Below are 26,810 nucleotides of genomic sequence, written 5' to 3'. Positions count from 1 at the left end.
TTTCTTAACCCCAGATCTGGGAAAGGGCCGGAACAATCTGTTTTTTCCTGGACAAAACCTGAGGCAGGAAGACATGGTTTCCATGGAGATCATCCACAGCAAAGGCGCTTTTAATTGCCTCAGGATCACCGGAGAACAGAATCTCAGAACCTTCCTTCAGAACGTTGGTTATCATAAGCAGGGCCAGGTCATAATGACGGTCCTTCCGGATCTTATCCAGGGATTCGATGAACGCGTCCCGGTTTTTCAGGAATGGTTCGGAATCAACGGTGGTGATCTGCGAAATCGTCAGGGAATGGGTTCCCAGGTGGAATTCCTTCAGATCATAACGGACCAGGTCATCCGGCGACATATCCGCGGAAGCGCCCCGGGAGAAGATCGCCTTGCCAAGCTCTTCACAGTTGACTCCCGCGTGGCGGGCAAGGCGTTCCGCCAGCACACGGTCATGCGGCGTGCAGGTCGGGCTCTTGAACATAACCGTATCAGAGATGATAGCGGCTGCCATCAGCCCGGCCAGGTTCCGGGAAGGCATGAGGCCGTGCTCCTGGTACATGGCGGCTATGATGGAGGTAGTGGAACCGACAGGCTCATTGCGCATGAACACGGGATTCCCGGTCTGGATATCCGCCAGGCGGTGATGGTCGATGATCGCGATGATATCCGCCTGCTCCAGACCGGCGACAGCCTGACCCATCTCATTATGGTCCACCAGGACTACTTTTTTCCTGCGGGGACGGATCAGGTGATAGCGGGAGAGCGTTCCGACCACCTTGTCCTCCTCATCGAGAACAGGATAGGAGCGGAAACGGCTCTGGATCACGGTTTCACGGACATCATCCAGATAATCCGTCAGGTGGAAGAAACGGAGTCCCTCCGTGCAGGCAATCCGTCCCACCGGAATGGCCTGGAAAATCAGCCTTGCCGCGCGGTAAGCGTCAAAGGGACTGGCGATCAGGCAGGTGGAGGATGAACGGCCACGGTAAGTCTCCGCAAGGGAGGAACCGCAGAAGATCAGGCAGGACGCTCCGTTGCTGATAGCGAGATCGGCCATATCCTTCTGGTTTCCGCAAAGGACAACGGAACCAGGACGGATCTGGGCAGATTCACCGGGAAGGGCGATGATCACATCGCCGGAAATCTCATCAAAAATATCCTTTTCAGCGTTGATAACATGTCCTTCCAGAGCACTGAGCAGGTTAAAAACCGGGATAGAGGAAACATGGGGATTCACGATGGAATCCATATCGCTCTGGGCCATGGCGCCGGCGGTAACCATGCCGAAAAGCCGGCCGTCCTCCTCGATGATCGGAAGGGCGGAAATGCTGTCATTCTGGCTGTGGAGCACGTTCCAGGCATGGGAAACAGGAATGCCGGCACCGATCATGGGAGGGGTATCATAGTCAATATCCAGAACCTGGGTACGGACACTCCGCAGGTGAACGGGCGGCTGGAAGCCAAACCGGTTCAGCAGGAAAGCGGTTTCCGTATTGACATGGCCGTAGCGGGCAGCTATGTAATGATGGCTGCCGCCCAGGGCATTCTGAAGGGACGCGTAAGCCATGGCGGAAACAACGGAATCGGTGTCCGGATTTCTGTGACCTACCACATAAATGGAATCCATCGGATCCTCCTGTTATCTGTTCATGAGGGCAAACCAGTCTTTCATCTTGAGCAGCAGCGCTGCGTTGGAATCGGTCTTCTCCATCATGGAAACCAGCTGGGGAATTGCCACAGAGGAGGAAGTGTTTCCCAGCATGGTACGGATCAGGGAAAGGCCTTCCTTTTCGCGGCTGTCCAGCAGGATATCGGAATTCTTGGTATAGCTTTGCTGCAGGTTCAGGGAGGGTGTTACGCCGGCCCGGGCCACATTCTGGTCCAGGGTCAGCTCCATGTTGGCGGTACCCTTGAATTCCTCCACAACGGAATCATCCACCTTGGAACCGGTGGCGATATCCATGGCGGCCAGAACGGTGAGGCTTCCGCCTTCCTTGCAGGAACGGGCGGCGCCGAAGAGACGCTTGGCGCGGAAAAGACTGGAGGGATTGACCATGCCGGGCAGGCTGCGTCCCTGCTGGGCAGCTGCGGTGGTATAGATCTTCGCCAGGCGGGTCAGGCTGTCCACGATCAAGACAACGTCTTTCTTCTGTTCAACCAGGCGCATGGCGCGCTCCAGCACGATCTCAGACAGGCGGAGATGGGCTTCCGGCGGCTGGTCAAAGGTGGAAGCAAGCACTGTACAGGGAACGGAATCACGGATGACCGTGACATCCTCCGGATTGACGTCGATCATGAGCATGAGGACATGAACGTCCGGATAGTTTTCACAGACGACAGAGGCGAAATGCTGCATGATTTCGGTTTTGCCGGTCTGGGGAGGACAGAGCATCAGGCCGCGCTGGCCGAAACCGAGAGGCGCGATCAGGTCCACAAGGCGCATATCCGGAAAAGACTTGCCGTCTTTGCTTTCCAGGGAGATCCTGCGGCTGGGATAGACGGGCGTCAGTTCATCAAAAGCGGGACGATTGAAGGCTTCTTCCTCCGGAATGTCATTGACACTGGAAATATACAGAAGCGCGGCGTATTTATCGCCCTCACGCTGGGGACGGATCTTTCCTTTAATGAAATCACCGGTGCGCAGTCCGAAACGGCGGATCTGTGCCATGGAGACATAGATATCCTTGGTGGAGGGCTGGAAACTGGTATTGCGAAGGAAACCGTATCCATCGGGATGAAGTTCCAGGATGCCGCCGCCTTCTTCATAATCACCGGCGGCAAGCAGTTCCTCCAGCGTGGGAGCCTGGATACCGGAATCCTGCGAAGGAACAGGAGGGAAGGAAGATTCCTGATAGCGCTGCACAGGCGTCGATCCCGGGCCGAAGGAACGGGGACCGAAACCGGCTTCAGGCGCGCGCGCGATCCGCTTCTCCGGAATAGGGGAAGCGACAGGGGCAGCGGGCTGTTCTGTTTTTTCTTCAGAGGAAGCTGTATGCTGTACAGGCGGCTGGGCCGCAGCAGGACCGAAGCGGGGAGTAAATCCGCCCGGACGGGTGGGCTGTACATGCTGCTGTTCCAGCGTCATATGCTGTCCGGAAGGAGAAGTGTTCTGCCAGGCAGGACGGGGTGCTGTGCCCGGGGCCTGATAAGCCGGACGGGCGCTGTACCTGGGGGCGTCTGAATTGTGCCAGGCAGCCTGGTACTTAGGTTCCGCCAGTGTGCTTTCCTCATTGGCGGCCTGAGCGGGCTCCGCATCATCGGAAAGGACAGGAAGAAGCTTTTCGATGATTCCGGCCTTATCAATTCCGGAGCCGAGAACCACCGAATTCTCTTTCGCGAGTTTGCGCAGCTGAAGTACCGTCAGTTGATTGAGTTCATTGTAGGTCATTTTACAGATTCCTCCTGTGTATTGAAAGCAAAGATGACATCCCGCATAACCGCTTGTTCGACTTCGTGTTTCAGGCTGTAAAACAGATCATTATCCGGCAGGGTAAAGCCGGCGTTTTCCAGCGCGGAACGGACAGATGACGAAGGCAGGGTAAAGGTATTAAAACTGAGGGCGATCACGCCGCCGGGTTCCAGACACTTTTTCCAGACAGGCAGTCCGCGTTCCAGGAAGCCCTGCAGGGTATCCGTTTTACCATTGGCCCGGGGCGCGTGCTGGACGCCGTAGGGAAGATCCGCCGCAATAATATGCGCGCGGGACTTTCGGAAAAGGAAAGGGGAATCAGCTGTGTCCGAGCAGGCAAGCCTGAGCTGACGGGTATTACCGGACTGATAATGCTCCTTCGTATCAGCAAAAATGAATTCAGAGACAGGAAGGGAATGCCCCTTCGCTGTGACAGAAACGGAACGTTCCGTATGTTTCAGCTTGTGAAACTTCAGATAACGGGAAAAATAGGAAACGGCCTCACCAATCTCTTTTTTGTTAATATCCAGGCCCACGGCATTCATACCGGCAACAGCGGCGCAGAAACAACCGGTGGCTTTCCCGCAGAGGGGATCCAGAAAGGTGAGGGGCTGCTCCTGTCCATGAAAGGCGGAAAGGGAAACAGCTGTATTGATCATCATGCGCGTAAAGGAGGCGCTGGTTTTCCCTTTGTATTTCAGCACCTCCGGAAGATCGTCGGGCAGGTATCCGTCTGTGAGTACAGGCAGGGGTTTCAGCATATCACCGTGTTTTTCAGCCATGAAAACAACGGAGCTGTGACCGGAAAGAAATGTAAGCTCCCCATCAGAGAGGGGACGGCATTCAAAGGTCAGAAAACGGGAAGCACCCATGGTCTCTTCCCGGATTTCACAGGAAATACCAAGGGAAGAAAGCATGGCAAACAACTCACAACGGGAAAGAACAGAAAGACAATCGCGATAACGTATATTTGCATGTTTGATCAGCTCAAACGAATAGACCATGACATCCTCTTTTCTTCAGAAACTAATTTGTATTATAGCAGATGAAGTCTTGTATGACAAGGCTCAGAGAGGATATATTTCCATGCGCGAAAGCAAAAAAAGGCAACAAAAAAACCCTTCTCCGAAGAGAAGGGAGTTTTGCTACATCACCATTTGCGCTTACGGGCGGCTTCAGCTTTTTTCTTACGCTTAACGCTGGGCTTTTCATAATGCTCGCGTTTACGCACTTCCTGGAGAACGCCGCTGCGGGCGCACTGCCGCTTAAACCGTTTGAGCGCACTTTCCAGGGACTCATTTTCGCGGATACGAACCTCGGACACTTGTTATCCCTCCCCTCGCTCAATACAATGGCCTGCGGTATTAAAGAAAACCGAAAACCGTATATTATTATACAGCCATTAACCGGTATAGTCAACTTTTTTTCCGGAAAACGTTTCTCAGGCCATCTGTTCCGCCATCTTCCGGCCGCCGAGAATATGGAAATGCAGGTGATGGACAGACTGGCAGGCATCGTCGCCGCAGTTGGAAACGACGCGGTATCCGCCGGCCAGGTTTTCATGAGCGGCAATAACGCGAATGGCACGCAGGCATTCCGCCAGTTCGGTATCCGTGGATCCGGCGGTATCATCCAGGGAGCTTACATGCTTCTTCGGAATCACCAGGACGTGGACAGGCGCCTGCGGATTGATATCACGGAACGCATAGACATATTCATTCTCATAGACTTTCTGAGAGGGAATCTCACCGCTGATGATTTTGCAGAAGAGACAATTTTCCATAACGTACCTCATCCTTTTCATTCAGATTCTTTTATCAGCTCACCGCACATGACGCGGGAACCAGCGTTCAGAAGCCTGACACGAACGGGCACACCGGACCGGCAGTCCCCGTGTTCCAGGCGCACACGGATGTATTCGGGCGTGTAGCCTTCCCAGCATCCGTCAACCATCTCCTCAGGCAGAAGGTCTGTTTCCAGGCCGATCCAAGAGGAAAGGTAATCTTTCGCGACCCGTCCGCCGAGGGCAATCAGCTCCCGTGCCCGTTTTTCCTTTTCCGCAGAAGACAGCTGACCGGGCATATCCGCGGCAGGGGTTCCGGGACGGGAAGAATAGGGAAAAACATGGATACGGGCAAAGCCTATCTTCTCAATGAATGCTTTGGTTTCCGCAAACTCTTCTTCCGTTTCACCGGGGAATCCGGTCAGGATATCGGTGGTAAAGGCTGCGTGCGGAAACTCACGGCGGAGATTTTCCACGCCGCGCAGGTACTGGGTTGTATTATAGCGGCGTCTCATCCTTGCCAGGACGGTGTCACATCCCGCCTGGAGGGCCAGGTGGAACTGGGGACAGATCTTATCCGCCTTTTTCAACTCGGAAGCAAATTCAGGCGTAGCGATGACGGGTTCCAGGGAACCGAGCCTGATCCTCAGGATCCCGTCTGTTTCCTGGATCAGCCTGATGACATCCAGCAGGGTAAAGGAAGGATCCAGGTCTCGCCCGTAGGAGCAGAGATGGATGCCGGTCAGCACGATCTCCCGGTATCCCGCCTCAGCCAGGCGATTCACTTCCGCCTGTATATCATCCAGGGTCCGGGAACGGATGGGTCCGCGGACGGACGGGATAATACAGTAGGAACAGTGATTATCGCAGCCTTCCTGGATCTTCAGTACAGCCCGGGTGTGTTCCATCTGTTCCGTGATGGTCAGGTTTTCGAAGGGCTGGCCCTTTTTCAGCGGCTCCACGGCACAAAGGGGATGACAGGAACGGGACACCTGATCATACAGTTTAACCACTTCATTCCGGCGCTGGGTTCCCAGGACCAGGTCAGCTCCGAGGGAAAGAAGATCCTCACCGCGCTGCTGGGCCATGCATCCGCAGACGATCAGCCCGGCGGCAGGATGCTCCCTGCGGATACGACGGATCAGCTGCAGGGATTTTTTATCTCCTGTACCGGTTACCGTACAGGTATTCACCAGGTAAACATCCGCGTCACCATCCATGGGCACAATACTATATCCGCTGTGCCGGAACAGTTCCAGCATAGCTTCCGTATCATACTGATTGACTTTACATCCAAGGGTGTGGGCGGCGATCGTTTTCATGTTTATTCCATTTCTCCATAAAGCGCCATCAAAGACGCGACTGCAGCCAGGCCGGCTGTTTCCGTACGCAGGATTCTTTTGCCCAGCGTGACAGGGATAAAACCGGACTGATTCAGGACAGCGATTTCATCCCGGTCAATCCCGCCCTCCGGCCCGATCAGGATACCCAGTGAGGACAGGCCGGGATGGGATCTGCTGAAAGCCAGGGGACCGTGTCCTTCACTCTCTTCCCAGGGAACGATATTGACATCCGGGAAAGCAGGAAGGGAAGGAAGGGAAGAAAGCGTACAGGGTTCGGTGATCTCAGGGGTAATGCAGCGGCCGCACTGTTTGCCGGCTTCCCGGGCGATCTTACGCCATCGTTCCAGCTTGTGGGACGCGTCCTTCGGATTCAGCTTCACAACGCAGCGGCTCATGATGACGGGAACGATCCGTGTGACACCCAGTTCCACGGCCTTCTGGACGATGAAATCCATTTTGTCAGATTTAGGCAGGCCCTGGTAAAGGGTGACGGACAGGGCCGCTTCTGTGGATGGGAGTTGGGAAAGCAGTTTCACACAGACGCCGTCGCGGTCCGCAGATGTAATTTCCGCATCATAACGTTGTCCTTCCAGGAAAACCTCAACAGCCTGCCCGGCTTTCAGGCGCAGTACGGACAGGGCATGGCGCGCGTCTTCCTCCGCAAGGAAAACGAGATCTCCGGAAGAGCGGGCAGGATCCGTGTAAAACCTGTGCATGATCAGTTCCTCCTGGAAAGGAAAGCAGTCCATTCGCCTTTGGTTTCCCGGCAAAGGATCTCGTAACCGGCATCCTTCAGGGCCTGAGCGACTTCATCTGCCCTTACGCTGACGATTCCGCTGCAGAGGAAAAGGCCGCCGGGACGGATATGGCTCATGAGCGGGGCAGCGAAGGAAATGATGACATCCGAAATGATATTGGCCACGCAGATATCGCAGACATCGGAAACCCGATCCAGCAGGTTGCCCTGCTGAACGGAAACAAGATGGTCTACGTGATTGTGCTGTACGTTTTCGGCGGCAACCTTTACAGCGTCCGGATCGATATCGATGGCCAGGACATGACCGGCACCGAGAAGGGCGGCACCGATGGCAAGGATTCCGCTGCCGGTACCCACATCGATGATCTCTTCTCCGCCTTTGATAATCTCCTCCAGCAAGGAAAGACACATACCGGTGGTTTCATGGGTTCCGCTGCCGAAGGCCATGCCCGGATCAATTTCAATGACCAGGTCATCGGGCCTGGGATCAAAAGGCTCCCAGGTGGGTTTGATCAGAAGATGCTTACCGGCATAGAAGGGTTTGTAATACTTCTTCCAGGTATCCTTCCAGGCTTCATCATTGACGGAAACCGTATCCAGGAGAAGGGACCCCATTTCATCCTTGGCGAAGGAAAGTTCCGCCAGCCGGTTCCTGATCTTTTCCACCAGGGAAGGAAGCTGCGCGTTGTTCTCAAACCAGGCATGGACAAGAACGTCCTCCGGCATGGTTTCCAGGAGCTTCGGATCAATAATCTCCCAGATGCCGTGAGGCTTGGAAGGATCCGGTATATCCGCCTTATCCTCAATCATTGTTCCGGAAGCGCCGGATTCCATCAGGATATCCGAAACCGGTTCTGAACCGGCTGTTGTGGTATGAATGATCAGTTCGATCCATTCCATTTCTGCATTCTCCTTCCAGACGTATCACGGTGTATAGGTTTCAATACCGCGCAGTAGTTCATATTCATGGATATCCCTGCGGGTTGTGTACAGATAGCGGGAAATAACACTGCCGGACCTGAAATACAGGCACAGGAAGGGACAGTCCTCCGTAAAGAGGGCCTGGATCTCCATGGCCTTCTCACGGAAACCTTCCTGGCTTGTCTGGGAACGGTACTGCTCGCAAAGCTCCGTCATGCGGCTGCTCTTATAACGATTATAGTTACCGGTATTGCCGCGCATCAGCATGAAACCGGGATCAGGACAGACATCCATGGAAAAAGCAACAAGAGCCAGGTCGAAAGAACCGGCGCGGAGCTTTTCCTTCATGTTGGCCATGGTCATGGCTTCGACCTTGCATTCGATACCGATCAGGGCAAGCTGGTCAGCGATCATATTGGCGGTTTCAAGCCTTACATCGTTATCAGGTTCCTCATAGACATAGAAGCGCAGGTGAAGGTTCTGCTGCTTGCCTTCGCTGTCCAGACGGTCGAGAAAATGATTCTCGTCGTAGTCCTCCCAACCGTCCTCCGCAAGAAGCCGCCTTGCTTCATCCAGGTTCATGGAGTACTGGGAGTCAAGGCTGTCATTATACAGCCAGGTGCCGGGATAGAAGGGGAAATTGGTCTGGACGGCCAGACCGGAATAGATGCTGTTGATGATCTTCGTCCGGTCTATCGCGTACCGGATGGCTCTCCGGGCATTCAGCGTAAGTTCAGAAGAAGCATTGTTCATATACAGGCATTCCAGCTGATTGGTGCGATAGGACGTACTGATGGTTTTGGCACCGGTTTTATACTGGGATCCGGCTGTGGCACGGGTAAAAATGATATCATCCTGTCCGTATTCATATCCCGTGATGACATCCTGCTTGGTTTCATACAGCGTGACAACCAGCTCCCTGATGGCGGGCTTGCCTTTCCACCAGTTTTCATTGGCGTTCAGATAAATCGTTTTACTGTCGAGGTTGAAATCGGTAATGACATAGGGACCGCTTCCCATTGGATTGTCAGAGGCAACCTGGGACTCCGGCACAACAGGGAAGGTCATTTCATAAAGAATGCCGTAATAGGGACGTTTTGTACGCACCACAACAGTACGGTCGTCCTTGGCGGTAATGTTTTTCACAAAATAGGCAAGGTTGCTGTAGAAACCGTGATCGGTGATGTTTTCGTCATTGGCCTTGTCCAGGATATAATTGGCGGAAGCAACAACGTCATAAGCCGTAACAGGCGTACCGTCGGAGAAATGAATGTCCGGTCTAAGGGTAAAGGTCCAGTACTTTCCGCTGTTGCTTTCCTCCCAGCTTTCGGCCAGGTATCCCTGGGGAGTATAATTGTCATCGATTGTGATCAGGCTTTCATAAACCTCATTGTAAATTGTGATGATATCCCTTTCCAGCGGTTCAAAGGGACGGATGGTTATGGTTTTGGTGCTCTGGATCCCGATATTGACACTGGAACCTATACTTTCAGCGCGGATTCCGTCAAGGGGCAGCAGAAGCAGCACTGCCAGGATCCACAGGATCAGTTTCCGTGAAATACTTCGCTTTGTATATACCATAATCTCTTATCACTCTCCCTGCGTATAGTTTGGTGGGGCCTTCCGGAAGCCTGTCATATTCCAGGGTTCTGCCATCCTGGCTGTAAAGCGGATTGGCAAGCCAGCCGTTGATTTCCCCCTGACCCGCGTGATAAGCGCATATGACGCAGAGCGGGTCATTGTTGAATAAGGAACCAAGATAATTCAGGTACCAGCTTCCGAAACGGATATTCGTTTCGGGCTTTTTCATTGATTCAAAAGAATAATGATCAATCTTCAGCTTGTGCGCGATCCATTCCGCCGTATCGGGCATCAGCTGCATGAGACCGCGGGCACCGACGCCGGATTCAACCTCCGGACGGAAGGAGCTTTCGTTCATGATCACTGCCGCGATGAGGGACGGAGACACATTGAACTCTGAAGCGGAAGCAAGGATCGAATCCTTATACATGATCGGGTATTTCCGGTCGATGGCCTGCTGTTCCTCAATGTGTTTTTCCTTCTGGCGGACCAAATACGAGTTCATCAGCAGCTGGGATGTAAAGGAAACCAACAGCACAGCAGCCAAAGCGATCAGCGCGGCTGTAAGCCAGCGGGGAAGCACCCAGGAAGCTTTTCTTTCGGCGGGTTTGCGCCTGAAAGAATCCGGACGTTCCACACCGCCGGAAAGATCCGGAACAGAAAGACGGGAAGGGACCGGATCAGGCCTGCGAACCGCGGCGGCATTAACCGGCGCGATGTTTTCCGCGGAAGTCCTCCTGCGCCTTGCGGTGGTGCGGGTGCGGTTCATTTCTGTTTCCAGCAGTTCGGAAACACGGCTGAGCGTATCCTCAACAGAACCGGAATTGTCAATGACAACCTGGGCCAGATCCGCTTTCCGGTCTGAAGACATTACAGCACGCATGCGGGAAAGAGCCTCGCCGCGCGTGAAGCCGTCACGCTTCATCAGGCGCTGTAGCTGCATCTCTTCCGGAAGCCATACACACCATACCGTGTCGCAGTAACGGTCATATCCTTTTTCATAGAGAAGGGGCATGTCAAGAAAACACAGCGGAGAACCGGATGCCCTGACATCCTCAATTTTCTGCATGACAGAATGATGAAGAAAAGGGGCCATCACCTGATCCAGGCGTTCACGCGCGCCGGGATCAGAAAACACAAGCTGTCCCATTAAGCGGCGGTTCATGGAACCGTCGGGATTGATATAGCTGTCCCCGAAAGCGGAACGGATCGATTCCACGGCAGGACCGCGGGATGAAGTCAGTTCACGGGCGATTTTGTCACCGTCTATTACGGGGAAACCCTGACGGATCAGCTCACGGCTGACGGTGGTTTTTCCGCAGGCTATGCTGCCGGTGATACCGATCACTCGCATCCGGGTCAGTTCCTCCTGTAAATGAATTGAAAACCGGCACGGCAATGCAGGAACATGCCGTGCCGGTTAATGAAATCGGATCAGATCCTGGTGGAAAGGAGCTTTTTCTTGAGCTCGGCTTCCATGGAGTAGAGGGTCTTTTCTGCCTCGATCCGTTTCGCGTGGCCCTGGGACTGGATCTCCATCACGTCATTGATGGTGTCGATCAGGTCCTGGTTGGTCTGGATCAGGGTTTCAATATCGATGATGCCGCGCTCCGCTTCCTTGGCGGTCTGGATGGTGCCGATCTTCAGCGCCTGGGCGTTCTGCTTGAGCAGCTCGTTGGTCATGTCCGTAACAGCGGTCTGGGCCTTGAGCGCTTCCTGGGAATGATGCATACCGAGAGCGAGGACCATCTGGCTCTTCCAGAGGGGAAGGGTGTTGGACAGCGTGGACTGGATCCGTTCCACCAGGAGGCTGTCATTGTTCTGGAGAAGACGGATCTGGGGTGCCATCTGGATGGCTACCTGGCGGGTAAGCTTCAGATCGTAGAGTTTCTTTTCGAAACGGTCGCACTGAGCGGCCAGGTCATTGGCCTTCTGAGCGTCCATGGCGTCTCCGCTGGCCGCGGCCTTGTCCATCAATTCCTTGAGTTCGTTCTCGCGGATCTGCTTGAGCTTTTTATCGCCGGCGATGATATACAGGGTCAGCTGGTGGAAATAATCGCTGTTCTGGTCATACAGACGGTCGAACATGGCGACATCCTTCAGCAGCTGGGCCTGATAGCCTTCCAGGGAGGAAGCGATGTTTTCAACATTGACGGATACTTTATTGTACCGGGCCTGCATGCGGGTGATTTTGTCCTCCGCCTTGCTGAACAGCTTACCAAGGCCTTTCGGTTCTTCTGTATCTCTCTTGAAGCCTTTCAGCTCGGCAACCAGATTGACCAGCATATTGCCGACAGCGCCGGTTTCCTGGGTCTTGACGGCATCCAGGGCGGTCTGGGAGAAATCGGCGATTCGCTTCTGGGCATCGGCACCAAAGAGCAGCACATGATCGGGATTGGTAACATCCACCTTGCTGATGAAATCTTCAATAGCTTTCTTTTCGGCATCAGTCAGCTGGCTTTCATCCAGGCCGGGAGCCTGCTCTTCGGGGGCGACAGTCTGCTGAATGCTTTCGGCAGAAGATTCGGTCACTTCCGGGACAGGAGCGCTGGGCGCGAGGGAAAGCTGAGGCATGGGATTGGATTCGGACATGGTTTTTTCCTCCTTCAATAATCAGGCAGTACTTGTTATTCGGACTGTATGGCATTTCCGGACGCGGAAGGAATATCGGAAGACTCTGATTCTACAGGGAAGTTCATCACGGGAGCGGAAGAATAACGCATCTGCGCTTCGGCGGCGGTACGGGCGGATTCAACAATCTCATTTTCCATAAAGCCGTCACGTTTGAGCATCTGCTCCAGGACGTCGATATCCGTGGAGATATCGAGCATATTGTCACGGTGGAGGTTGTCAATCTGTTTCTGACAGGCGGTCAGGATGAGGTTCATGCCGTGGACGGTTGTTTCACGGGCTTCCTTCATCTCACCGTAGGAGACACCGCGCTGCTGCATGGTGCGGTAGTTGGCCAGCATTTTCAGCGTTGTGGGCAGATAGTAGTTCATAAACTTCCGGACCTGGGGCGCTTTGGAAGGCGTTTCGGACACGGTACGGAAAATCTGCTCACAACGAAGGGCCAGGTTGTCCATCTGCTCGGAAAGCTCCTGGTCGGGAATGGCGGCATTCTCCTTGCGGATGGTGTCGAGCATGTTAATGCCGGTGGTGATCACCTGATCGGCGATCTTGTCACCGGTGAGAGGGATTTTGCTTTCTTCAGCGCGCTTCCTGGCTTCCGCTTCGGCGGCAAGGCGTTTTTTGTTTTCCTCTGCCTGGCGGCGGGCGGCTTCATCCTCACGGATCTGGCGTTCACGATCCCGGCGGTTATGGGTTGTGGTGTCAAGACCGCTGCCCATAATGCTGGTGATCTTTCCGATGCCGAGGCCGAGCAGAACGCCGGCGATGATCCCGCCAAAGGAAAAACCACTGAGTGAAGAGAGAATGAGCAGTGTAATGATAAATCCGGCCCCGCCGGATTTCTTGTTGCTGTTAGGGTTCTTCTTGCTCACGTTTCCGGACTCCTTGCTTATATATCACAAGATATTATATCACATGAAAAATGTAAAAGAAAGAAAAAACCGATTAAAAAACGCTAAGAATTCGTGCCCGGATCACCAGCAGAAAGCGGGGTTTCCTCCTTCTGCCAGAGGTCATAATGATCCTGCTGCAGGGCATGGAGGAAGCGCTCGTTCGCGTCAGGATAAATCTGCCTGAGCCTGCGCATCAGTTCCTTCATCTCCGCCCGGCGGGTATTGCCGTCAGCAGGACAGGGGGATTTGACAACCGGAAGATCAAGTACTTTTGCCATATGTTTTACATGGCTTTCCGGAAGGTAAACCAGGGGACGGATGACGGTGATACCGGTCCGGCTCATGGTTGTTTTCGGGTGGAAGGTGTGGAAACGTCCTTCATAGAACAGGGACATCAGGAGGGTCTCCACAGCATCTTCCCGGTGATGGCCGAGGGCCAGCTTGGTAAACCCGTTTTCCACACAGGTATTGGCCAGAACGGCCCTGCGCATTTTGGCGCAGAGCGCGCAGGGATTCTTTTCCTTCCTGTAATCAAAAATGATCTTCCCGATCTCTGTTTCCTTCACGATAAAAGGAATCTCCAGCTCGTCACACAAACTACGGACACCGGAGAGGTCAAAGGGTTCCAGTCCCAAAGTTACAGTGATAGCCGAAACGGAAAAGTCCTTATGGGAAAACTTCCTGTAAAGGCTCATGGCATGGAGCAGAAGCAGGGAATCCTTGCCGCCGGAAACACCGACAGCGATCCTGTCACCAGGCTCAATGAGCCCGAAATCATGATCCGCCTTCCGAAGGCAGCCAAGCGTTTTTTTCATCGTAATTATTCCTCAAGGATTCGTATACTGTCATGCTGGGTGTGACAGAGGAAAACCGTTTTATAACGGGAAGAGAGCTTTTCGAAGGCTTTCCGGGCATCCCGGGCGGAACGGAACACACCGAAAACCGCGCTGCCGCTTCCGGTCATAAGGGCGGTCTGTGCCCCCTCGGTTTTCAGATCAGAACAACATTTCGCGATCTCGGGACGCAGGGTTTCAGAAACAGGCTGAAGCACATTGCCGATACTGGAGCATAACAGATCCAGGCTGCCTGTTTCCAGGGCATGCAGGGCTTTATCGGTGTCGGGATGACCACAGGAATCCTGTTTCCAGAGGCTGAAGACGCGGGCAGTACTGAGCCCCGGACAGGGCTGGATGACGATCAGCCAGTAGTTATACTGATAATCACAGCTTTGCAGAGATTCACCGATACCGGTAGTCCTGGTCAGGCCTCCGCGCAGGCAGAAAGGAACATCAGCTCCAAGGGTAAGGCCAAGATTTTCCAGTTCCTCATTGGTGAGACCGGTGTTCCACAAGCGGTTCAGCCCGTAAAGCACACCGGCAGCGTCAGCGCTGCCGCCGCCCATTCCGGCGCCGATGGGGATCCGTTTCTGCACATGGATACTGACACCGCCGGGATAACCGGAAGCGTTTTTCAGCGCAAGGGCAGCCCGGTAGGCCAGGTTGGACTCATCCGCACGGGAAGGCGGCCAGCCTCCGGTGGATATGGAAAGGGAAGACGCCGGCTCAAGGGTGATCTCATCGGCAAGCGAAACGGGCTGCATCAGCATATCCATATAATGATAGCCGTCCTCACGCACACCGGTGATATCCAGCGACCAGTTGATCTTCGCGTATGCTTCGAGAAACATCTTGCCCTCCGTGTTATCCATGCATTACAGGCCCGGCAGCGCAAAAACGGGAACCGGTCACAGCCGGGTAAATCCTTTCGCTTGCCAAGCACAGGAATAGGATGTACACTTACTGTATCACCAGAAAGGAGACATGGCAAGGTGAAGCATAATACACCTGTATTTATCAACCTGCTGGCAATCGCAAGGTATGAGCAAATGCCGGATTATCCGATCCAGTTCATGACGGTCGGTAATCTTTCCTATACAAATAAAGACGAAGCACAGCTGGACTACGCTGAATCACAGCAGGATGAGGAAACGGGGGAGATCCTGACTTCCGATATCTCCCTGTCCCTCCGGAACGGCAAGATCACCATGGAACGGAAAGGGGATTTTTCCAACACCATGGTATTTGCCAAAGGACAGCGGTTTGAAGGCGTATACCATACGCCTTACGGCGAGATGGATATGGCGGTTTTTACAAAAGAAGCGGCCTGCAAATTCGGCAAAACGGAAGGGAACATCCACCTGAAATACCAGCTGAACATCCAGGGAAACTATACCTCCACCAATGAGCTGCACCTGGAATACAAAGCCGGCAAACAGCATGCCGAGCCGGAGAAAGGACAGTAACAAATGATTATCACGGTTGCGGGCGCCGGAACCTGGGGAACAGCCCTGGGCAGGATACTGGCGCTGAACGGACATGAAGTACGGATCTGGAGCCGGTTTCCAAAAGAAACGGAAAGCCTGTCCGCGGAAAGAAAGCATCCGAATCTTCCCGGCTGCGTGATCCCGGACAGCATCTTTTTTACTTCGGATATCGCGGAAGCAGCCGCAGGCGCGGATTATATCCTGATGGCTGTGCCCTCTGTTTATACACGGGAAACAGCCCATGATTTTGCACCGTATATTGACGAAAAAGCCATTATCATCAGCGCCGCAAAGGGAATTGAAAAAGATACGCTGATGACCCTGACGGAAGTGATCGGCGATGAACTGTCCCGGGCCGGAAAGAACAACACGGTGACAGCCATCAGCGGACCGACCCACGCGGAAGAAGTGGCCAAAGACCTTCCCACGCTGATTGTATGCGCCTGCGAGGATCTGGAGGCCGCGAAAAAAGTGCAGCAGCTTTTTGACGGAACCTGCATCCGGCCCTATGTGAATCCCGATATCAAAGGGGTTCAGATCTGCGGAGCACTGAAGAACGTTGAAGCCATTGCTGTCGGGATCGCCAGGGGACTGGGTTACGGCGATAATACCTGTGCCGCCATGATCACAAGGGGAATGGAAGAGATCCGCAGGCTTGGCCTGGCGATGGGATGCCGGGAGAAAACCTTTTTCGGACTGGCCGGGATCGGCGACCTGATTGTTACCGCGACCAGCCTCCATTCCCGGAACAATAAGGCCGGTTACCTGATCGGCCAGGGCAGGACTGCGGAAGAGGCAGCCAAAGAAGTAGGGATGGTTGTGGAAGGCATGAATGCGCTGCCGGCGGCTGTGTCACTCTGTGAACAGTTTGGCATGGATATGCCGATCATCAACGCGGTCCGCTCCATCATCACCGAACACGCGAAACCCTCGGATGTTGTCACTGAACTCATGAACAGAAGCCTGAAAATGGAATAAAACAACAGACAGGAACAGACGCCTATGCATACACTGATCAACGACGGATGGTTTTTTGCCAAACTGCCCTGCGGCAGCACACGGAATGACGCGGAAAAAGCTTCCTATACACCTGTGGATCTGCCGCATGACTGGCTGATCGGCCAGAAAGATCTGTATGAATCCGCTGATGCATGGTATCGCAGAATCATTGACCTGCCCGAGCATCATGACCCTGTGGTGATCGTCCGTTTTGACGGTGTTTATATGGACTGCGACGTTCTGCTGAACGGGGAAACTGTCTGCACACACGCATACGGATATACAGCATTTGACGCCGACCTGACCGGGAAAACCCGGCCGGGCAGAAATCTGCTGGAAGTCCATATCAGGCACAGGAGCCCGAATACCAGATGGTATTCGGGCAGCGGTATATACAGGGATGTTTATCTGGACATCCTTCCGGAAGATCATCTTGTTCCTGACGGTCTCTATCTTGTTCAGGAGGCAGGGGAACCCTGGAATCTCCTGATCACTGCCGAAACATCAGGCAGCGACGGGATTCCTTTTACCTGTACGCTGCGGGATCGGGAAGGGAAAACAATAACGGAAGCTTTCGGTACAAGCAGCGGGCATAAGATCAACTGTACAATGAAGATACGTGATGCCCGTCTGTGGTCTCCGGAAGACCCTTATCTTTATGCACTGTCGGTCTGCTATGCAGGACAATGCCTTTCCAGAAGAATTGGACTTCGGTCTGTTTCTGCGTCTGCTGATAAAGGGCTGCTGCTGAACGGAAAGCCTGTCAAAATCAAAGGCGTATGCCTCCATCATGACCTCGGGGCGCTCGGCGCCGCGTTCCACAGGAAAGCGGCAAGACGGCAGCTTCAGCTGATGAAAAACATGGGCGCAAATGCTGTGCGGACTAGCCATAATCCGCCTGCATCGGCTTTCCTGGACCTTTGCGATGAAATGGGTATCCTGGTGGCAGACGAAGCATTTGATATGTGGGAAGAGCCGAAGACGGAATACGACTATGCCCGCTTTTTCATGGAGTGGCATGAAAGGGACGTTGCTTCCTGGATCCGCAGGGACAGATGCCATCCCAGCGTGATCCTGTGGTCCATCGGCAACGAGATACACGACATGCATGCAGACACGCGGGGCACTGAAGTCACCAAAGAGCTGGCCCGACTTGTCCGGCTGCATGATCCGGACAGACATGCCCCGGTAACCTTCGGATGCAACTATATGCAATGGGAAGGCGGGCAGCGGTGCGCGGAATACGTGGATGTTGTTGGATACAACTATGGAGAGAAGCTGTACAGCGAGCATCACCGTAAGCATCCCGGCTGGATTATCTACGGCAGTGAAACAGGCAGCGTGCTGTCCAGCAGGGGGATCTATCATTTTCCAGTCACCCAGAGCATCCTCAGCGAAAACGACAGGCAGTGCTCGGCGCTGGGCAACAGCAATACCAGCTGGGGCGCCGAAAGCCTGACGAAGATCATCATTGATGACCTGCACCATCCGTTCAGCCTTGGACAGTTTATCTGGAGCGGCATTGACTATATCGGCGAGCCTACGCCGTATACAACAAGATGCTGCTATTTCGGACAGGCGGATACCGCCTGTTATCCCAAGGATGCCTATTATCTTTTCAGGAGTTTCTGGCAAAACGAAAAGATGATCCATATCGGAGTCTCCTGGGACTGGAATCCGGGACAGCGGATCGATATTCCTGTGATGACAAACTGCCGGGAGGCTGAACTGCTGCTGAACGGAGTATCCCTTGGCAGAAAACGCCCCGATTTCAGTGATCCGAAGAAATGCCTGCCGGTCTGGACTATAAAGTATGTTCCCGGCGTACTGACAGCCAGGGGATATGACAGGAACGGAAACCTTCTCTGCGAAAACTGCCGGTATACCCCCGGCAATACCGATTATTTCTCCCTGCGGTGCGAGGATGAATTCCTGCTTTCAGACGGACAGGATCTTGCTTTTGTGTCTGTTGAGGCGCTGGACAGGAACGGACATCCGGTGGAAAACGCGAGGGATTATGTGAAAATCAGCGTTTCCGGCGGCGGCTGCCTGATCGGAACAGATAACGGTGACTCAACAGATGAGGACAGTTTCCGGGCTGACTGCAGGAGGCTGTTTTCCGGCAAGCTGCTGCTGATCATAAGATCAAACGGCAGCCATGAGGACACAACAGTCCGGATCAGGACGAAAGACGGCAGGGATACAAGCCTGGTCATTCCCGTTCTGAAAGCAGAACCGGTCCACGGTGTCTCTCATATACAGAAAGCTTTCGATTCTCCCTTGCCGGAAACAACGCCGCCGCGAAAGCTGGAGATCGTTGCGTGTGAAAGCACGGAACTGACATGGGAACATTCCGAATGCTCCTTCCGGTATTCTGTATATCCACCGGATGCGGACGCCTTCATCCGGTGGCAGGTGACCAATGCTGCCGGGATCGAAACACCTTACGCAACTGCTGAACAACGAGGCGAGAAGGTTACGGTAAAAGCTTACGCTGATGGCGCTTATTACCTGCGCGGGTTATGCGGAGAAGATGAAAGATGCGATTTCATCAGCCAGATCGAAATCAGCGCGACAGGCATGGGCAGCCCGGCAATGGATCCTTACAGCTATCTGTCAGCTGGTCTGTATGATATTCATGAAGGCGATATCGGGACAGGTAATGAAAAGGGAATCGCTTTTTCCCGGGACGGGGAAAGCATGGCCGGCTTCAGCCGGATTGATTTCGGAGATACCGGAACAGATACGCTTACCGCGGATATCTTTGCACTGAACGGAGAACCATATGATATCGAGCTGACAGCTGCTGCCCCGGACGGAACAGTTGTACTCAGGCAGGTCCTCAGGTATCAGAAACCCAGCATATGGAATGTGTACCAGCCTGAAACCTGGAAACTGGAGAAGCGGCTGAAAGGGCTCCTGACCCTGCGCTTCCGGATGCGGGATAAAGTTCATATGAAAGGCTTTGTCTTTGAAAAACAGCTGAAGAGTTATCTTTGCCATGAGGCCGGAAGCGCGGACCTGATCTACGGAGACCAATATGAAAGGAACGGGGACAGGATCACAGGAATCGGCAACAATGTTACACTGACGTGGAACAATATGGATTTTGACGGCGAGAGAAAACCAATCCTGGAAATCAACGGACGGACAGGACACGCTGTGAACACGATCTGTATACGTGTCAAAAATGAAGCTGGTGAGGAGACTTCCTCCATAGCTGAATTTACCCGTGAGGGTGAAGCAATCCAGTGTTTTACTGTTACCGTACCGCAGGGAATATGCAGCGTATCCTTTGTCTTCCTTCCGGGCAGCGATTTTGATTTTCATGCTTTCCGTTTTTACAGGAGGATCACTGGACAGACAGCAAAGAATAAGTTATGATATAAGTTAGCGTGTCCCAATAAACGGTGAAAGGAGCAGACCATGAGTTCAGGACTCAAGAAATTGCTGAGTTTTCTGTTTATCGCTCTCTCCATCACCGCTGTTTTTTTCATCGCGTTCAGCAATCAGGATCTTACCAACGCCTTTGACGCGATCAAACAAATGAATATTGTCTGGCTGCTGTGCATTTTTGCCTGCTGGCTGGTATATACCGTATGCGACGGTATGAACTACTGGTTCTACCTGCGGGGGCAGGGATTCAAAATCAGTATCGGCCGGGCTGTTAACGTTGCCCTGATCGGTTTCTATTATTGCAACATTACTCCCAGCTCGGCCGGCGGACAGCCGATGCAGGTCAATTCCATGCGGAAAGCCGGAATACCCGTCGGTTACGGTACCATGGCAGTGACCATCCGCTTTATCACAAACCAGACCATGACGTCTGTGATTGCCCTTGTACTGTATTTCCTGAACCGTGACTTTGTTCACCAGCAGCTTGCGGGAGCCATCTGGCTGGTCCGGATCGGATGGATGATCAATTTTGCCGCGGTTCCGCTGGTGCTGCTGGCTGCTTTCAAGAGAAACTGGGTTCAGCGGTTTGCTGAAATGCTGATCAATCTGCTGGACAAGATCCATGTTGTCCGGAACAAGGAAGCCGCTATATCCAAGGTTACGGAAGTGCTGGATACCTATCATACGGCCCTGCTGGACCTGATGCATTCCCCCGGGCAGATCCTGCTTCAGTTTGCCTGCTCCACCATTGGGCTGCTGGCACTTTTCGGAACACCCATATTTGTGTACTACGCTTTCGGACAGTCCGGTACACCATGGTACCAGGTGCTGACCATCAGCTGCCTGCTGTTTGTCAGCGCCAGCTATACACCCCTTCCGGGGGCGAGCGGAGCCCAGGAAGGCGGATTCCTGCTTTATTTCCGGGATATCTTCAAGGACGGTACCATCGGACTTGCCCTGCTGATCTGGCGGTTCTTCACCTTCTACCTGTACCTGGTCGTCGGCGTTTTCACCATCCTGTTGGAGAAGCTTATCCTGAGGCGGGAAGCCAAAAAGAGGGCAGCTCCAAAAGCATAAAACCCATATTGTTTCCATTTGTTCCGTACAGCAAAAAAACTTGTGTACGGACTTTTTTGTTTATACAATAAGATATCAAACAGGATTCTCCGGAAGGGAGGATCCATAACGGAGGCAGTAAAATGAAAAAGTGTATCATGGTCCTGTTGTCCCTGGTGTTTTTGTTCACCTGTACCGTCGTCAGCGCTGAAGAAACCGGCGTGGAAGACGGCGTGCTGACAGTCGCTATGGAATGCGCCTACGCACCTTATAACTGGGCCCAGCCGGATGATTCAAACGGCGCTGTGCCGATCAAGGGAACCAGCCTGTACGCCAACGGCTATGACGTTATGACCGCCAAGGCTATCTGTGAAGCCAACGGCTGGCAGCTTGAAGTGATGCAGCTGGACTGGGATTCCCTGATCCCCGCTGTGCAGTCCGGTATCTGTGACGCCGTCATTGCCGGCCAGAGCATGACCTCTGAACGAATGGAATCCGTCGATTTCGCCGGACCGTATCTCTATGCCACTATCGTATGTCTTACCACGAAGGACAGCCAGTTTGCCAATGCCAAGGGCATCAATGACCTGGCCGGCGGCACCTGCACCAGCCAGAGCGGAACAATCTGGTATGACGTATGCCTGCCCCAAATTCCGGACGCGAAGATCGGAATGCCTGCCGAATCCGCTCCTGCCATGCTGATGGCTGTTGCCTCCGGCACTGTGGATTTCGTCTGCACAGACATGCCCACAGCCCAGGGTGCCCTGATCGCTTATCCGGACCTGGTCCTGCTGGATTTCGCCGGAAGCGGCAATGATTTCGAAGTTTCCGAAGAAGAGATCAACATCGGCGTGTCTGTCCGCAAAGGCAACACCGCACTGAAGGACGCCATTGACGCTTACCTGAAGGACAAGACCGCTGATGATTTCAATGCCCTGATGGAAGAAGCCATTAAAATCCAGCCCCTGAGCGAATAAAAGCCTGCAGCAAGGAAGTAAGAATATGTCTGGCAATCTGTTAACCGATATAGGCAGCATTTGGACCAAATACGGTTCAGTATACCTGGACGGTATCGCGAACACGCTGATCCTGGCTACCACAGCCACACTGATCGGCTGCATCATCGGTTTTTTCTGCGGTATCCTGCAGACAATTCCATACGGACCCAATGACTTTATCGTTAAAAGATTTATCCTGAAACTGGTGAGGATCATCATCCGGGCGTATGTGGAAATCTTCCGCGGTACGCCCATGATCCTCCAGGCAGTATTTATCTATTACGGTCTTCCATATTTCTTTAAAATCAATTTTACGGATATATGGGTGGTCAGTATCCTCGTTGTGTCGATCAATACCGGTGCGTACATGGCTGAATCCGTCCGCGGCGGAATCATGAGTATCGACAAAGGACAGTTTGAAGGGGCCAAAGCGATCGGCATGAACCACTGGCAGACGATGCTGTATGTTGTCCTGCCGCAGACGCTGAGGAATATCCTGCCGCAGATCGGAAATAACTACATTATCAACGTGAAGGATACTTCCGTGATGTTCATCATCGGTTTCCAGGACTTCTTCGCGGTACATAAGATGGTTTCCGGAGCTGTTTTCAAGTATTTCCCGTCCGCATTTATGGAGATGAGCGGATACCTGTGCCTGACGCTGCTTGCTTCCTTCCTGCTGAGAAGACTGGAAAAGAAACTGGCGGGAAAATCCAATTATGAACTGGTAAACACAGACCAGCTGGTGATGACCGCCGGCACCTACAGCTATCCGGAAGACACGGAAAAAGGCAAAGTGTAAAAGGAGAGGAAAGATGAAAGAACATATTCTTGAGATCCGCCACCTCTCCAAGGCCTTCGGAACAAACGCCGTGCTGAAGGATATCGACTTTACCGTGGACAAGGGTGACGTAACAACCATTATCGGAGCCAGCGGAAGCGGAAAATCCACACTGCTGCGCTGTATCAACCTGCTGGAGACGCTGACTGCCGGGGAAATCCTGTTCCACGGCACGGATATCACAAAAGGCGGTTTCAACTCCTCCGATTACCGTGCCAAAGTCGGCATGGTTTTCCAGAACTTCAACCTTTTCAATAACCTGACAGTGCTGGAAAACTGCATGATCGGCCAGCAAAAGGTACTGAAGACCAAAAAGGATGAAGCTCGGAAAAAGGCTATCTATTACCTGAATAAGGTAGGTATGGCTCCCTATATCAACGCCCGGCCGGACCAGATCTCAGGCGGACAGAAACAGCGCGTTGCCATCGCCAGGGCGCTGGCCATGGAACCGGAGGTACTCCTGTTTGACGAACCCACATCCGCCCTGGACCCGGAAATGGTGGGCGAGGTGCTGGAGGTCATGAAGAACCTGGCAACGAAGGACAGGATGACCATGCTGGTTGTGACTCATGAGATGTCTTTTGCCCGGGACGTCAGCACCCATGTGGTATACATGGCTGACGGGGTGATCGAGGAGGAAGGGGAGCCTTCCAAGATCTTTACGAATCCGGAGAATGTAAAGACCAGGGAATTCCTGAAACGAATCCTCAACAGCTGACATTCTTTACAGGAAAATGAAAAGGGGAGCCTATAAACGGCTCCCTCTTTTTGCGGGAAAAGGGAACGAAAAGGATCGTCCCTTTTGTTCACAAAGGCAGGATTATTCTTCTTCCTTGCCGCGCATTTCGGTAAAGCGCTGGAAAAGAATATCCTCAAGCTCTTCATCAGGCGCGTTGTAAACGTCGTTGCCATCCTCATCCTGTTCGATCTTCAGGAAAAAGACAGCATCGTCCTCTTCCGGCTCAGCCAGGGCCAGATAGACATCGCCTTCATACTCCAGCGCGTCCACAAAGATGAAGGAAACGGTTTCCCCGTCTTCGCCGACCATCTCGATGATATCGCCTTCCGTAAGGGCATTGGGATCTTCTTCCGGATCAAAACCTTCAGGATTATTGATCATTTCATCACTCATGATTATGCCTCCTTGTTTTTATGTTCTTCCAGCCACTGCCGGAGAATGACCGAAGCAGCGATCATATCCACCTTCTGTTTGCGGCCCGCTCGGGAAACACCGCCTTCGATGAGCGCGTCCTCCGCTGAAACGGTGGAAAGGCGCTCGTCCTGGAAAACTACCTGCAGACCGGCTTTTTCAAGCTGGCGGCAGAAATCCCTGACTTTCTGCGCCTGGAATCCTTCAGAACCATCCATATTCAGCGGGAGCCCCGACAGGATACGGTTGGTATCGTAGCGCTGGCAAATGGAAAGGATCTTTTTGGTATCCGGTCCCCATCCAACACGCTGTATAACTTCGACAGGACTGGCGATTGTTCCTGTCGGATCGGATACCGCAACGCCGATCCGAACATCGCCGATATCCAGGCAGACAATTCTCTCATTCATATTCCGTGAAAAAGAAGCGTGCCTCCGGCGGCATCATACCGAACCGGAGGCACAGCTGTTATCAGTCGTGATTGCTGGAACGGCGGGGAGGACGGCGGTTCCCGTCATGACGGGAGAAATCTGTTCCGGAAGTATATTCAATATCATTCCTGATCAGATTGATGCGGCCCTGAGCGTCGATCTCATTGACCTTGACTTCGAGTTCGTCACCGATATTGACGACATCCTCAACCTTCTCCACACGCTTGTTGTCCAGCTTGGAGATGTGGATCATGCCATCCTTGCCGGGAGCGAGTTCCACAAAGGCACCGAAGTTCATGATGCGGACAACCTTACCGGTGTAAACATCGCCGACTTCGATATCCTTGGCGATACCCTCGATGATGTGGCGGGCCTTGTCAGCAGCCTGCTGGTCGGGGGTGGAGATGAAGACGCTGCCGTCATCCTCGATGTCGATCTTCACGCCGGTTTCGGCAATGATCTTGTTGATCATCTTTCCGCCGGGTCCGATGACTTCGCGGATCTTTTCGGGATTGATGGTGAAGCGGATGATCTTGGGAGCATAGGGGCTCAGTTCAGCCCTGGGCTGTCCAAGGGTATCCAGCATGATCTTCAGGATGTGCAGGCGGCCTTCCAGAGCCTGGCGCAGGGCCTGCTGCAGGATGGCGCGGTTGATACCGGCAATCTTGATATCCATCTGCAGAGCGGTGATACCGTTCATGGAACCGGCGACTTTGAAGTCCATATCGCCGAGGAAGTCTTCCAGACCCTGGATGTCGGTCAGGACAGCCAGTTTGCCGGATTCCTTGTCGGTGATCAGGCCCATGGCCACACCGGCAACAGGAGCATGGATCGGAACACCGGCATCCATCAGGCTCAGCGTGGAGCCGCAGACAGAAGCCATGGAGGAGGAACCGTTGGAGGAAAGGATCTCACTGACCAGACGCAGCGCGTAGGGGAACTCTTCCTCACTGGGGATCACGGGGAGCAGCGCACGCTCCGCCAGAGCGCCGTGGCCGATCTCGCGGCGGCCGGGGCTCTTGAGGCGGCCGGCTTCACCGGTGGCATACGGCGGCATGTTGTAGTGGTGGATATAGCGCTTGAAGTCTTCATTGCTGAGGCCGTCAAGGGTCTGGCCTTCGCTTACGGTGCCCAGGGTGGTCACAGTCAGGGCCTGGGTCTGGCCGCGGGTGAAGATGGCGCTGCCGTGGGTGCGGGGAAGCACGCCGACATCGCACCAGATGGGACGGATCTCGGTCACTTTACGGCCGTCAGGACGAATTCCCTCATTCAGGATCTTCGCGCGCATAACCTCTTTGTTAAGGTAATACAGGGCATCCTCGATCTCGCTTTCGCGCTCGGGGAAACGCTCCGCCAGAGCGGCGAGGGTTTCTTCCTTGGTCTGGGCTTCACGCTGCTGGCGTTCGGACCGATCGAAGGTATCAAAGGTCCAGACGCACTTGTCGTACGCGAACTCACGAACGGCGGCTTTGATATCATCACCGGTGGTGATCAGCGGAACAACCTGCTTTTCCTTGCCGATTTCGGCAACGATCTGCTTCTGGAAGGCAACCAGCTTTTTGATCTCCTCATGACCGAAGAGGATCGCGTCCAGCATGGTTTCTTCGGAAAGCTCCTTAGCGCCGGCTTCCACCATCATGATGGCTTCTTCGGTACCGGCCACGTAGAGGCTCAGGTCGCTTTCGGCGCGCTGGGCTTCATCGGGGCAGATGACGAACTGACCGTTGACACGGCCGACCAGAACAGCACCGGTGGGTCCGTTCCACGGAATATCGCTGACAGCCAGGGCAACGGAAGAACCGATCATGGCGGGGATTTCCGGCGGGACATCCTGCTCCACGGAAAGGATGGTCACGACCACCTGAACGTCATTCCGCATGCCTTTTTCAAACAGCGGGCGCAGGGGACGGTCGATCAGACGGCAGGTAAGAGTAGCCTTTTCAGAAGGACGGCCTTCACGCTTGATGAAGCCGCCGGGGATCTTGCCGACGGAATACTGCTTCTCTTCCACATCAACAGCGAGAGGGAAGAAGTCCACGCCTTCACGCGGGGCGGGGGCCATGGTCGCGTTCACCATGACAACAGTGTCGCCCAGGTGAACCCAGACAGAACCGTTGGCCTGTTCGCAGTACCGGCCGAACTCCAGCGTCAGGGGACGTCCGGCAAAATCCATTGTGTACTTTTTGGATTCCATACGTTTCACTCCTTTTGTTATTCTTTTCTCCGGAGCGCCGTATGCTATCATATGAAAACCCCACCGGGGATTTTCAAGGGATAACATACGAAACTCCGCGTTCCGGGATA

General features: G+C 53.7%; 24 protein-coding genes. 7 read left to right on the top strand and 17 right to left on the bottom strand.

Annotated features, from left to right (window positions below; all coding sequences use genetic code 11):
- Window positions 1-4: 4 nt before the first annotated feature.
- The 14 genes from JYE50_RS04690 to ispE all read right to left on the bottom strand — a co-directional run bounded on the left by JYE50_RS04690 (window position 5) and on the right by ispE (window position 14,999).
- Window positions 5-1,621, bottom strand: coding sequence for a putative manganese-dependent inorganic diphosphatase (locus tag JYE50_RS04690; protein ID WP_084094716.1), 1,617 nt, complete (start codon window positions 1,619-1,621; stop codon window positions 5-7).
- Window positions 1,622-1,633: 12 nt separating this feature from the next.
- Entirely contained in the window at window positions 1,634-3,382 is a 1,749-nt protein-coding gene (gene rho, locus JYE50_RS04685) for a transcription termination factor Rho (RefSeq protein ID WP_084094715.1), read from the bottom strand.
- A complete protein-coding gene (locus JYE50_RS04680) occupies window positions 3,379-4,320 on the bottom strand; it encodes a TRM11 family methyltransferase (protein WP_084094714.1) in 942 nt (313 codons plus the stop codon). The genes rho and JYE50_RS04680 overlap by 4 nt, the downstream gene beginning before the upstream one ends.
- 233 nt (window positions 4,321-4,553) lie before the next feature.
- Window positions 4,554-4,727, bottom strand: a complete 174-nt coding sequence (gene rpsU, locus JYE50_RS04675; RefSeq protein WP_084094713.1) for a 30S ribosomal protein S21 — start codon at window positions 4,725-4,727, stop codon at window positions 4,554-4,556.
- Between the two features lie 117 nt (window positions 4,728-4,844).
- A complete protein-coding gene (locus JYE50_RS04670) occupies window positions 4,845-5,186 on the bottom strand; it encodes a histidine triad nucleotide-binding protein (RefSeq protein ID WP_084094712.1) in 342 nt (113 codons plus the stop codon).
- Window positions 5,187-5,203: 17 nt separating this feature from the next.
- On the bottom strand, window positions 5,204-6,508 hold the full coding sequence (gene mtaB, locus JYE50_RS04665; protein ID WP_084094711.1) for a tRNA (N(6)-L-threonylcarbamoyladenosine(37)-C(2))-methylthiotransferase MtaB: 1,305 nt from the start codon (window positions 6,506-6,508) through the stop codon (window positions 5,204-5,206).
- Window positions 6,509-6,510: 2 nt separating this feature from the next.
- The gene (locus JYE50_RS04660) at window positions 6,511-7,245 is read right to left on the bottom strand and encodes a 16S rRNA (uracil(1498)-N(3))-methyltransferase (protein ID WP_179138216.1); all 735 of its coding nucleotides are present in this window, start codon (window positions 7,243-7,245) and stop codon (window positions 6,511-6,513) included.
- Window positions 7,246-7,247: 2 nt separating this feature from the next.
- Complete coding sequence (prmA, locus tag JYE50_RS04655; protein WP_084094709.1) at window positions 7,248-8,186, bottom strand: 50S ribosomal protein L11 methyltransferase; 939 nt, start codon at window positions 8,184-8,186, stop codon at window positions 7,248-7,250.
- Between the two features lie 24 nt (window positions 8,187-8,210).
- Window positions 8,211-9,788, bottom strand: coding sequence for an ABC transporter substrate-binding protein (locus JYE50_RS04650; RefSeq protein WP_084094708.1), 1,578 nt, complete (start codon window positions 9,786-9,788; stop codon window positions 8,211-8,213).
- Window positions 9,712-11,142 (bottom strand): dephospho-CoA kinase, encoded by a 1,431-nt coding sequence (coaE, locus tag JYE50_RS04645; RefSeq protein ID WP_084094707.1) that lies wholly within the window; start codon window positions 11,140-11,142, stop codon window positions 9,712-9,714. The genes JYE50_RS04650 and coaE overlap by 77 nt, the downstream gene beginning before the upstream one ends.
- A gap of 80 nt (window positions 11,143-11,222) precedes the next feature.
- Entirely contained in the window at window positions 11,223-12,380 is a 1,158-nt protein-coding gene (locus JYE50_RS04640) for a toxic anion resistance protein (RefSeq protein WP_084094706.1), read from the bottom strand.
- Between the two features lie 35 nt (window positions 12,381-12,415).
- Window positions 12,416-13,291: a 5-bromo-4-chloroindolyl phosphate hydrolysis family protein gene (locus JYE50_RS04635; protein WP_179138215.1), complete on the bottom strand. Its 876-nt coding sequence runs from the start codon at window positions 13,289-13,291 to the stop codon at window positions 12,416-12,418.
- An 83-nt stretch (window positions 13,292-13,374) separates the two neighbouring features.
- A complete protein-coding gene (locus JYE50_RS04630) occupies window positions 13,375-14,127 on the bottom strand; it encodes a tRNA 2-thiocytidine biosynthesis TtcA family protein (RefSeq protein WP_084094704.1) in 753 nt (250 codons plus the stop codon).
- Between the two features lie 5 nt (window positions 14,128-14,132).
- Window positions 14,133-14,999: a 4-(cytidine 5'-diphospho)-2-C-methyl-D-erythritol kinase gene (ispE, locus tag JYE50_RS04625; RefSeq protein WP_179138214.1), complete on the bottom strand. Its 867-nt coding sequence runs from the start codon at window positions 14,997-14,999 to the stop codon at window positions 14,133-14,135.
- A 141-nt stretch (window positions 15,000-15,140) separates the two neighbouring features.
- Here ispE and JYE50_RS04620 point away from each other — a divergent pair, with 141 nt between their 5' ends.
- The 7 genes from JYE50_RS04620 (at window position 15,141) to JYE50_RS04590 (ending at window position 23,643) form a co-directional block, all read left to right on the top strand.
- Complete coding sequence (locus JYE50_RS04620; RefSeq protein ID WP_179138213.1) at window positions 15,141-15,614, top strand: YwiB family protein; 474 nt, start codon at window positions 15,141-15,143, stop codon at window positions 15,612-15,614.
- A 3-nt stretch (window positions 15,615-15,617) separates the two neighbouring features.
- Complete coding sequence (locus JYE50_RS04615) at window positions 15,618-16,613, top strand: NAD(P)H-dependent glycerol-3-phosphate dehydrogenase (protein WP_084094702.1); 996 nt, start codon at window positions 15,618-15,620, stop codon at window positions 16,611-16,613.
- 24 nt (window positions 16,614-16,637) lie between these two features.
- A complete protein-coding gene (locus JYE50_RS04610; protein WP_084094701.1) occupies window positions 16,638-20,018 on the top strand; it encodes a glycoside hydrolase family 2 TIM barrel-domain containing protein in 3,381 nt (1,126 codons plus the stop codon).
- A 42-nt stretch (window positions 20,019-20,060) separates the two neighbouring features.
- The gene (locus tag JYE50_RS04605; RefSeq protein ID WP_084094700.1) at window positions 20,061-21,107 is read left to right on the top strand and encodes a lysylphosphatidylglycerol synthase transmembrane domain-containing protein; all 1,047 of its coding nucleotides are present in this window, start codon (window positions 20,061-20,063) and stop codon (window positions 21,105-21,107) included.
- Between the two features lie 122 nt (window positions 21,108-21,229).
- A complete protein-coding gene (locus tag JYE50_RS04600) occupies window positions 21,230-22,063 on the top strand; it encodes a transporter substrate-binding domain-containing protein (RefSeq protein WP_084094699.1) in 834 nt (277 codons plus the stop codon).
- Window positions 22,064-22,088: 25 nt separating this feature from the next.
- On the top strand, window positions 22,089-22,886 hold the full coding sequence (locus JYE50_RS04595; RefSeq protein ID WP_084094698.1) for an amino acid ABC transporter permease: 798 nt from the start codon (window positions 22,089-22,091) through the stop codon (window positions 22,884-22,886).
- Window positions 22,887-22,899: 13 nt separating this feature from the next.
- A complete protein-coding gene (locus JYE50_RS04590) occupies window positions 22,900-23,643 on the top strand; it encodes an amino acid ABC transporter ATP-binding protein (protein WP_084094697.1) in 744 nt (247 codons plus the stop codon).
- 102 nt (window positions 23,644-23,745) lie between these two features.
- Here JYE50_RS04590 and JYE50_RS04585 read toward each other — a convergent pair whose 3' ends face one another.
- The 3 genes from JYE50_RS04585 to JYE50_RS04575 all read right to left on the bottom strand — a co-directional run bounded on the left by JYE50_RS04585 (window position 23,746) and on the right by JYE50_RS04575 (window position 26,700).
- The gene (locus JYE50_RS04585; RefSeq protein ID WP_084094696.1) at window positions 23,746-24,057 is read right to left on the bottom strand and encodes a DUF1292 domain-containing protein; all 312 of its coding nucleotides are present in this window, start codon (window positions 24,055-24,057) and stop codon (window positions 23,746-23,748) included.
- A gap of 2 nt (window positions 24,058-24,059) precedes the next feature.
- Window positions 24,060-24,485, bottom strand: coding sequence for a Holliday junction resolvase RuvX (ruvX, locus tag JYE50_RS04580; protein WP_084094695.1), 426 nt, complete (start codon window positions 24,483-24,485; stop codon window positions 24,060-24,062).
- 61 nt (window positions 24,486-24,546) lie between these two features.
- Window positions 24,547-26,700: a polyribonucleotide nucleotidyltransferase gene (locus JYE50_RS04575; RefSeq protein ID WP_084094694.1), complete on the bottom strand. Its 2,154-nt coding sequence runs from the start codon at window positions 26,698-26,700 to the stop codon at window positions 24,547-24,549.
- Window positions 26,701-26,810: the final 110 nt, after the last annotated feature.

Source organism: Aristaeella lactis (genome assembly GCF_018118585.1).
Taxonomy (GTDB): Bacteria; Bacillota; Clostridia; order Christensenellales; family Aristaeellaceae; genus Aristaeella; species Aristaeella lactis.
Note: the sequence above shows the minus strand (reverse complement) of the source record. Positions and strands in the feature narration are given on the sequence as shown.

Bases quoted from the DNA above. Each gene is read 5' to 3' on its own strand.
- JYE50_RS04690 (WP_084094716.1), bottom strand. From the start codon at position 1,621: ATGGATTCCATTTATGTGGTAGGTCACAGAAATCCGGACACCGATTCC.
- rho (WP_084094715.1), bottom strand. From the start codon at position 3,382: ATGACCTACAATGAACTCAATCAACTGACGGTACTTCAGCTGCGCAAA.
- JYE50_RS04680 (WP_084094714.1), bottom strand. From the start codon at position 4,320: ATGCTTTCTTCCCTTGGTATTTCCTGTGAAATCCGGGAAGAGACCATG.
- JYE50_RS04670 (WP_084094712.1), bottom strand. From the start codon at position 5,186: ATGGAAAATTGTCTCTTCTGCAAAATCATCAGCGGTGAGATTCCCTCT.
- mtaB (WP_084094711.1), bottom strand. From the start codon at position 6,508: ATGAAAACGATCGCCGCCCACACCCTTGGATGTAAAGTCAATCAGTAT.
- JYE50_RS04660 (WP_179138216.1), bottom strand. From the start codon at position 7,245: ATGCACAGGTTTTACACGGATCCTGCCCGCTCTTCCGGAGATCTCGTT.
- prmA (WP_084094709.1), bottom strand. From the start codon at position 8,186: ATGGAATGGATCGAACTGATCATTCATACCACAACAGCCGGTTCAGAA.
- JYE50_RS04650 (WP_084094708.1), bottom strand. From the start codon at position 9,788: ATGGTATATACAAAGCGAAGTATTTCACGGAAACTGATCCTGTGGATC.
- coaE (WP_084094707.1), bottom strand. From the start codon at position 11,142: ATGCGAGTGATCGGTATCACCGGCAGCATAGCCTGCGGAAAAACCACC.
- JYE50_RS04640 (WP_084094706.1), bottom strand. From the start codon at position 12,380: ATGTCCGAATCCAATCCCATGCCTCAGCTTTCCCTCGCGCCCAGCGCT.
- JYE50_RS04630 (WP_084094704.1), bottom strand. From the start codon at position 14,127: ATGAAAAAAACGCTTGGCTGCCTTCGGAAGGCGGATCATGATTTCGGG.
- ispE (WP_179138214.1), bottom strand. From the start codon at position 14,999: ATGTTTCTCGAAGCATACGCGAAGATCAACTGGTCGCTGGATATCACC.
- JYE50_RS04615 (WP_084094702.1), top strand. From the start codon at position 15,618: ATGATTATCACGGTTGCGGGCGCCGGAACCTGGGGAACAGCCCTGGGC.
- JYE50_RS04610 (WP_084094701.1), top strand. From the start codon at position 16,638: ATGCATACACTGATCAACGACGGATGGTTTTTTGCCAAACTGCCCTGC.
- JYE50_RS04605 (WP_084094700.1), top strand. From the start codon at position 20,061: ATGAGTTCAGGACTCAAGAAATTGCTGAGTTTTCTGTTTATCGCTCTC.
- JYE50_RS04600 (WP_084094699.1), top strand. From the start codon at position 21,230: ATGAAAAAGTGTATCATGGTCCTGTTGTCCCTGGTGTTTTTGTTCACC.
- JYE50_RS04595 (WP_084094698.1), top strand. From the start codon at position 22,089: ATGTCTGGCAATCTGTTAACCGATATAGGCAGCATTTGGACCAAATAC.
- JYE50_RS04590 (WP_084094697.1), top strand. From the start codon at position 22,900: ATGAAAGAACATATTCTTGAGATCCGCCACCTCTCCAAGGCCTTCGGA.
- JYE50_RS04585 (WP_084094696.1), bottom strand. From the start codon at position 24,057: ATGAGTGATGAAATGATCAATAATCCTGAAGGTTTTGATCCGGAAGAA.
- ruvX (WP_084094695.1), bottom strand. From the start codon at position 24,485: ATGAATGAGAGAATTGTCTGCCTGGATATCGGCGATGTTCGGATCGGC.
- JYE50_RS04575 (WP_084094694.1), bottom strand. From the start codon at position 26,700: ATGGAATCCAAAAAGTACACAATGGATTTTGCCGGACGTCCCCTGACG.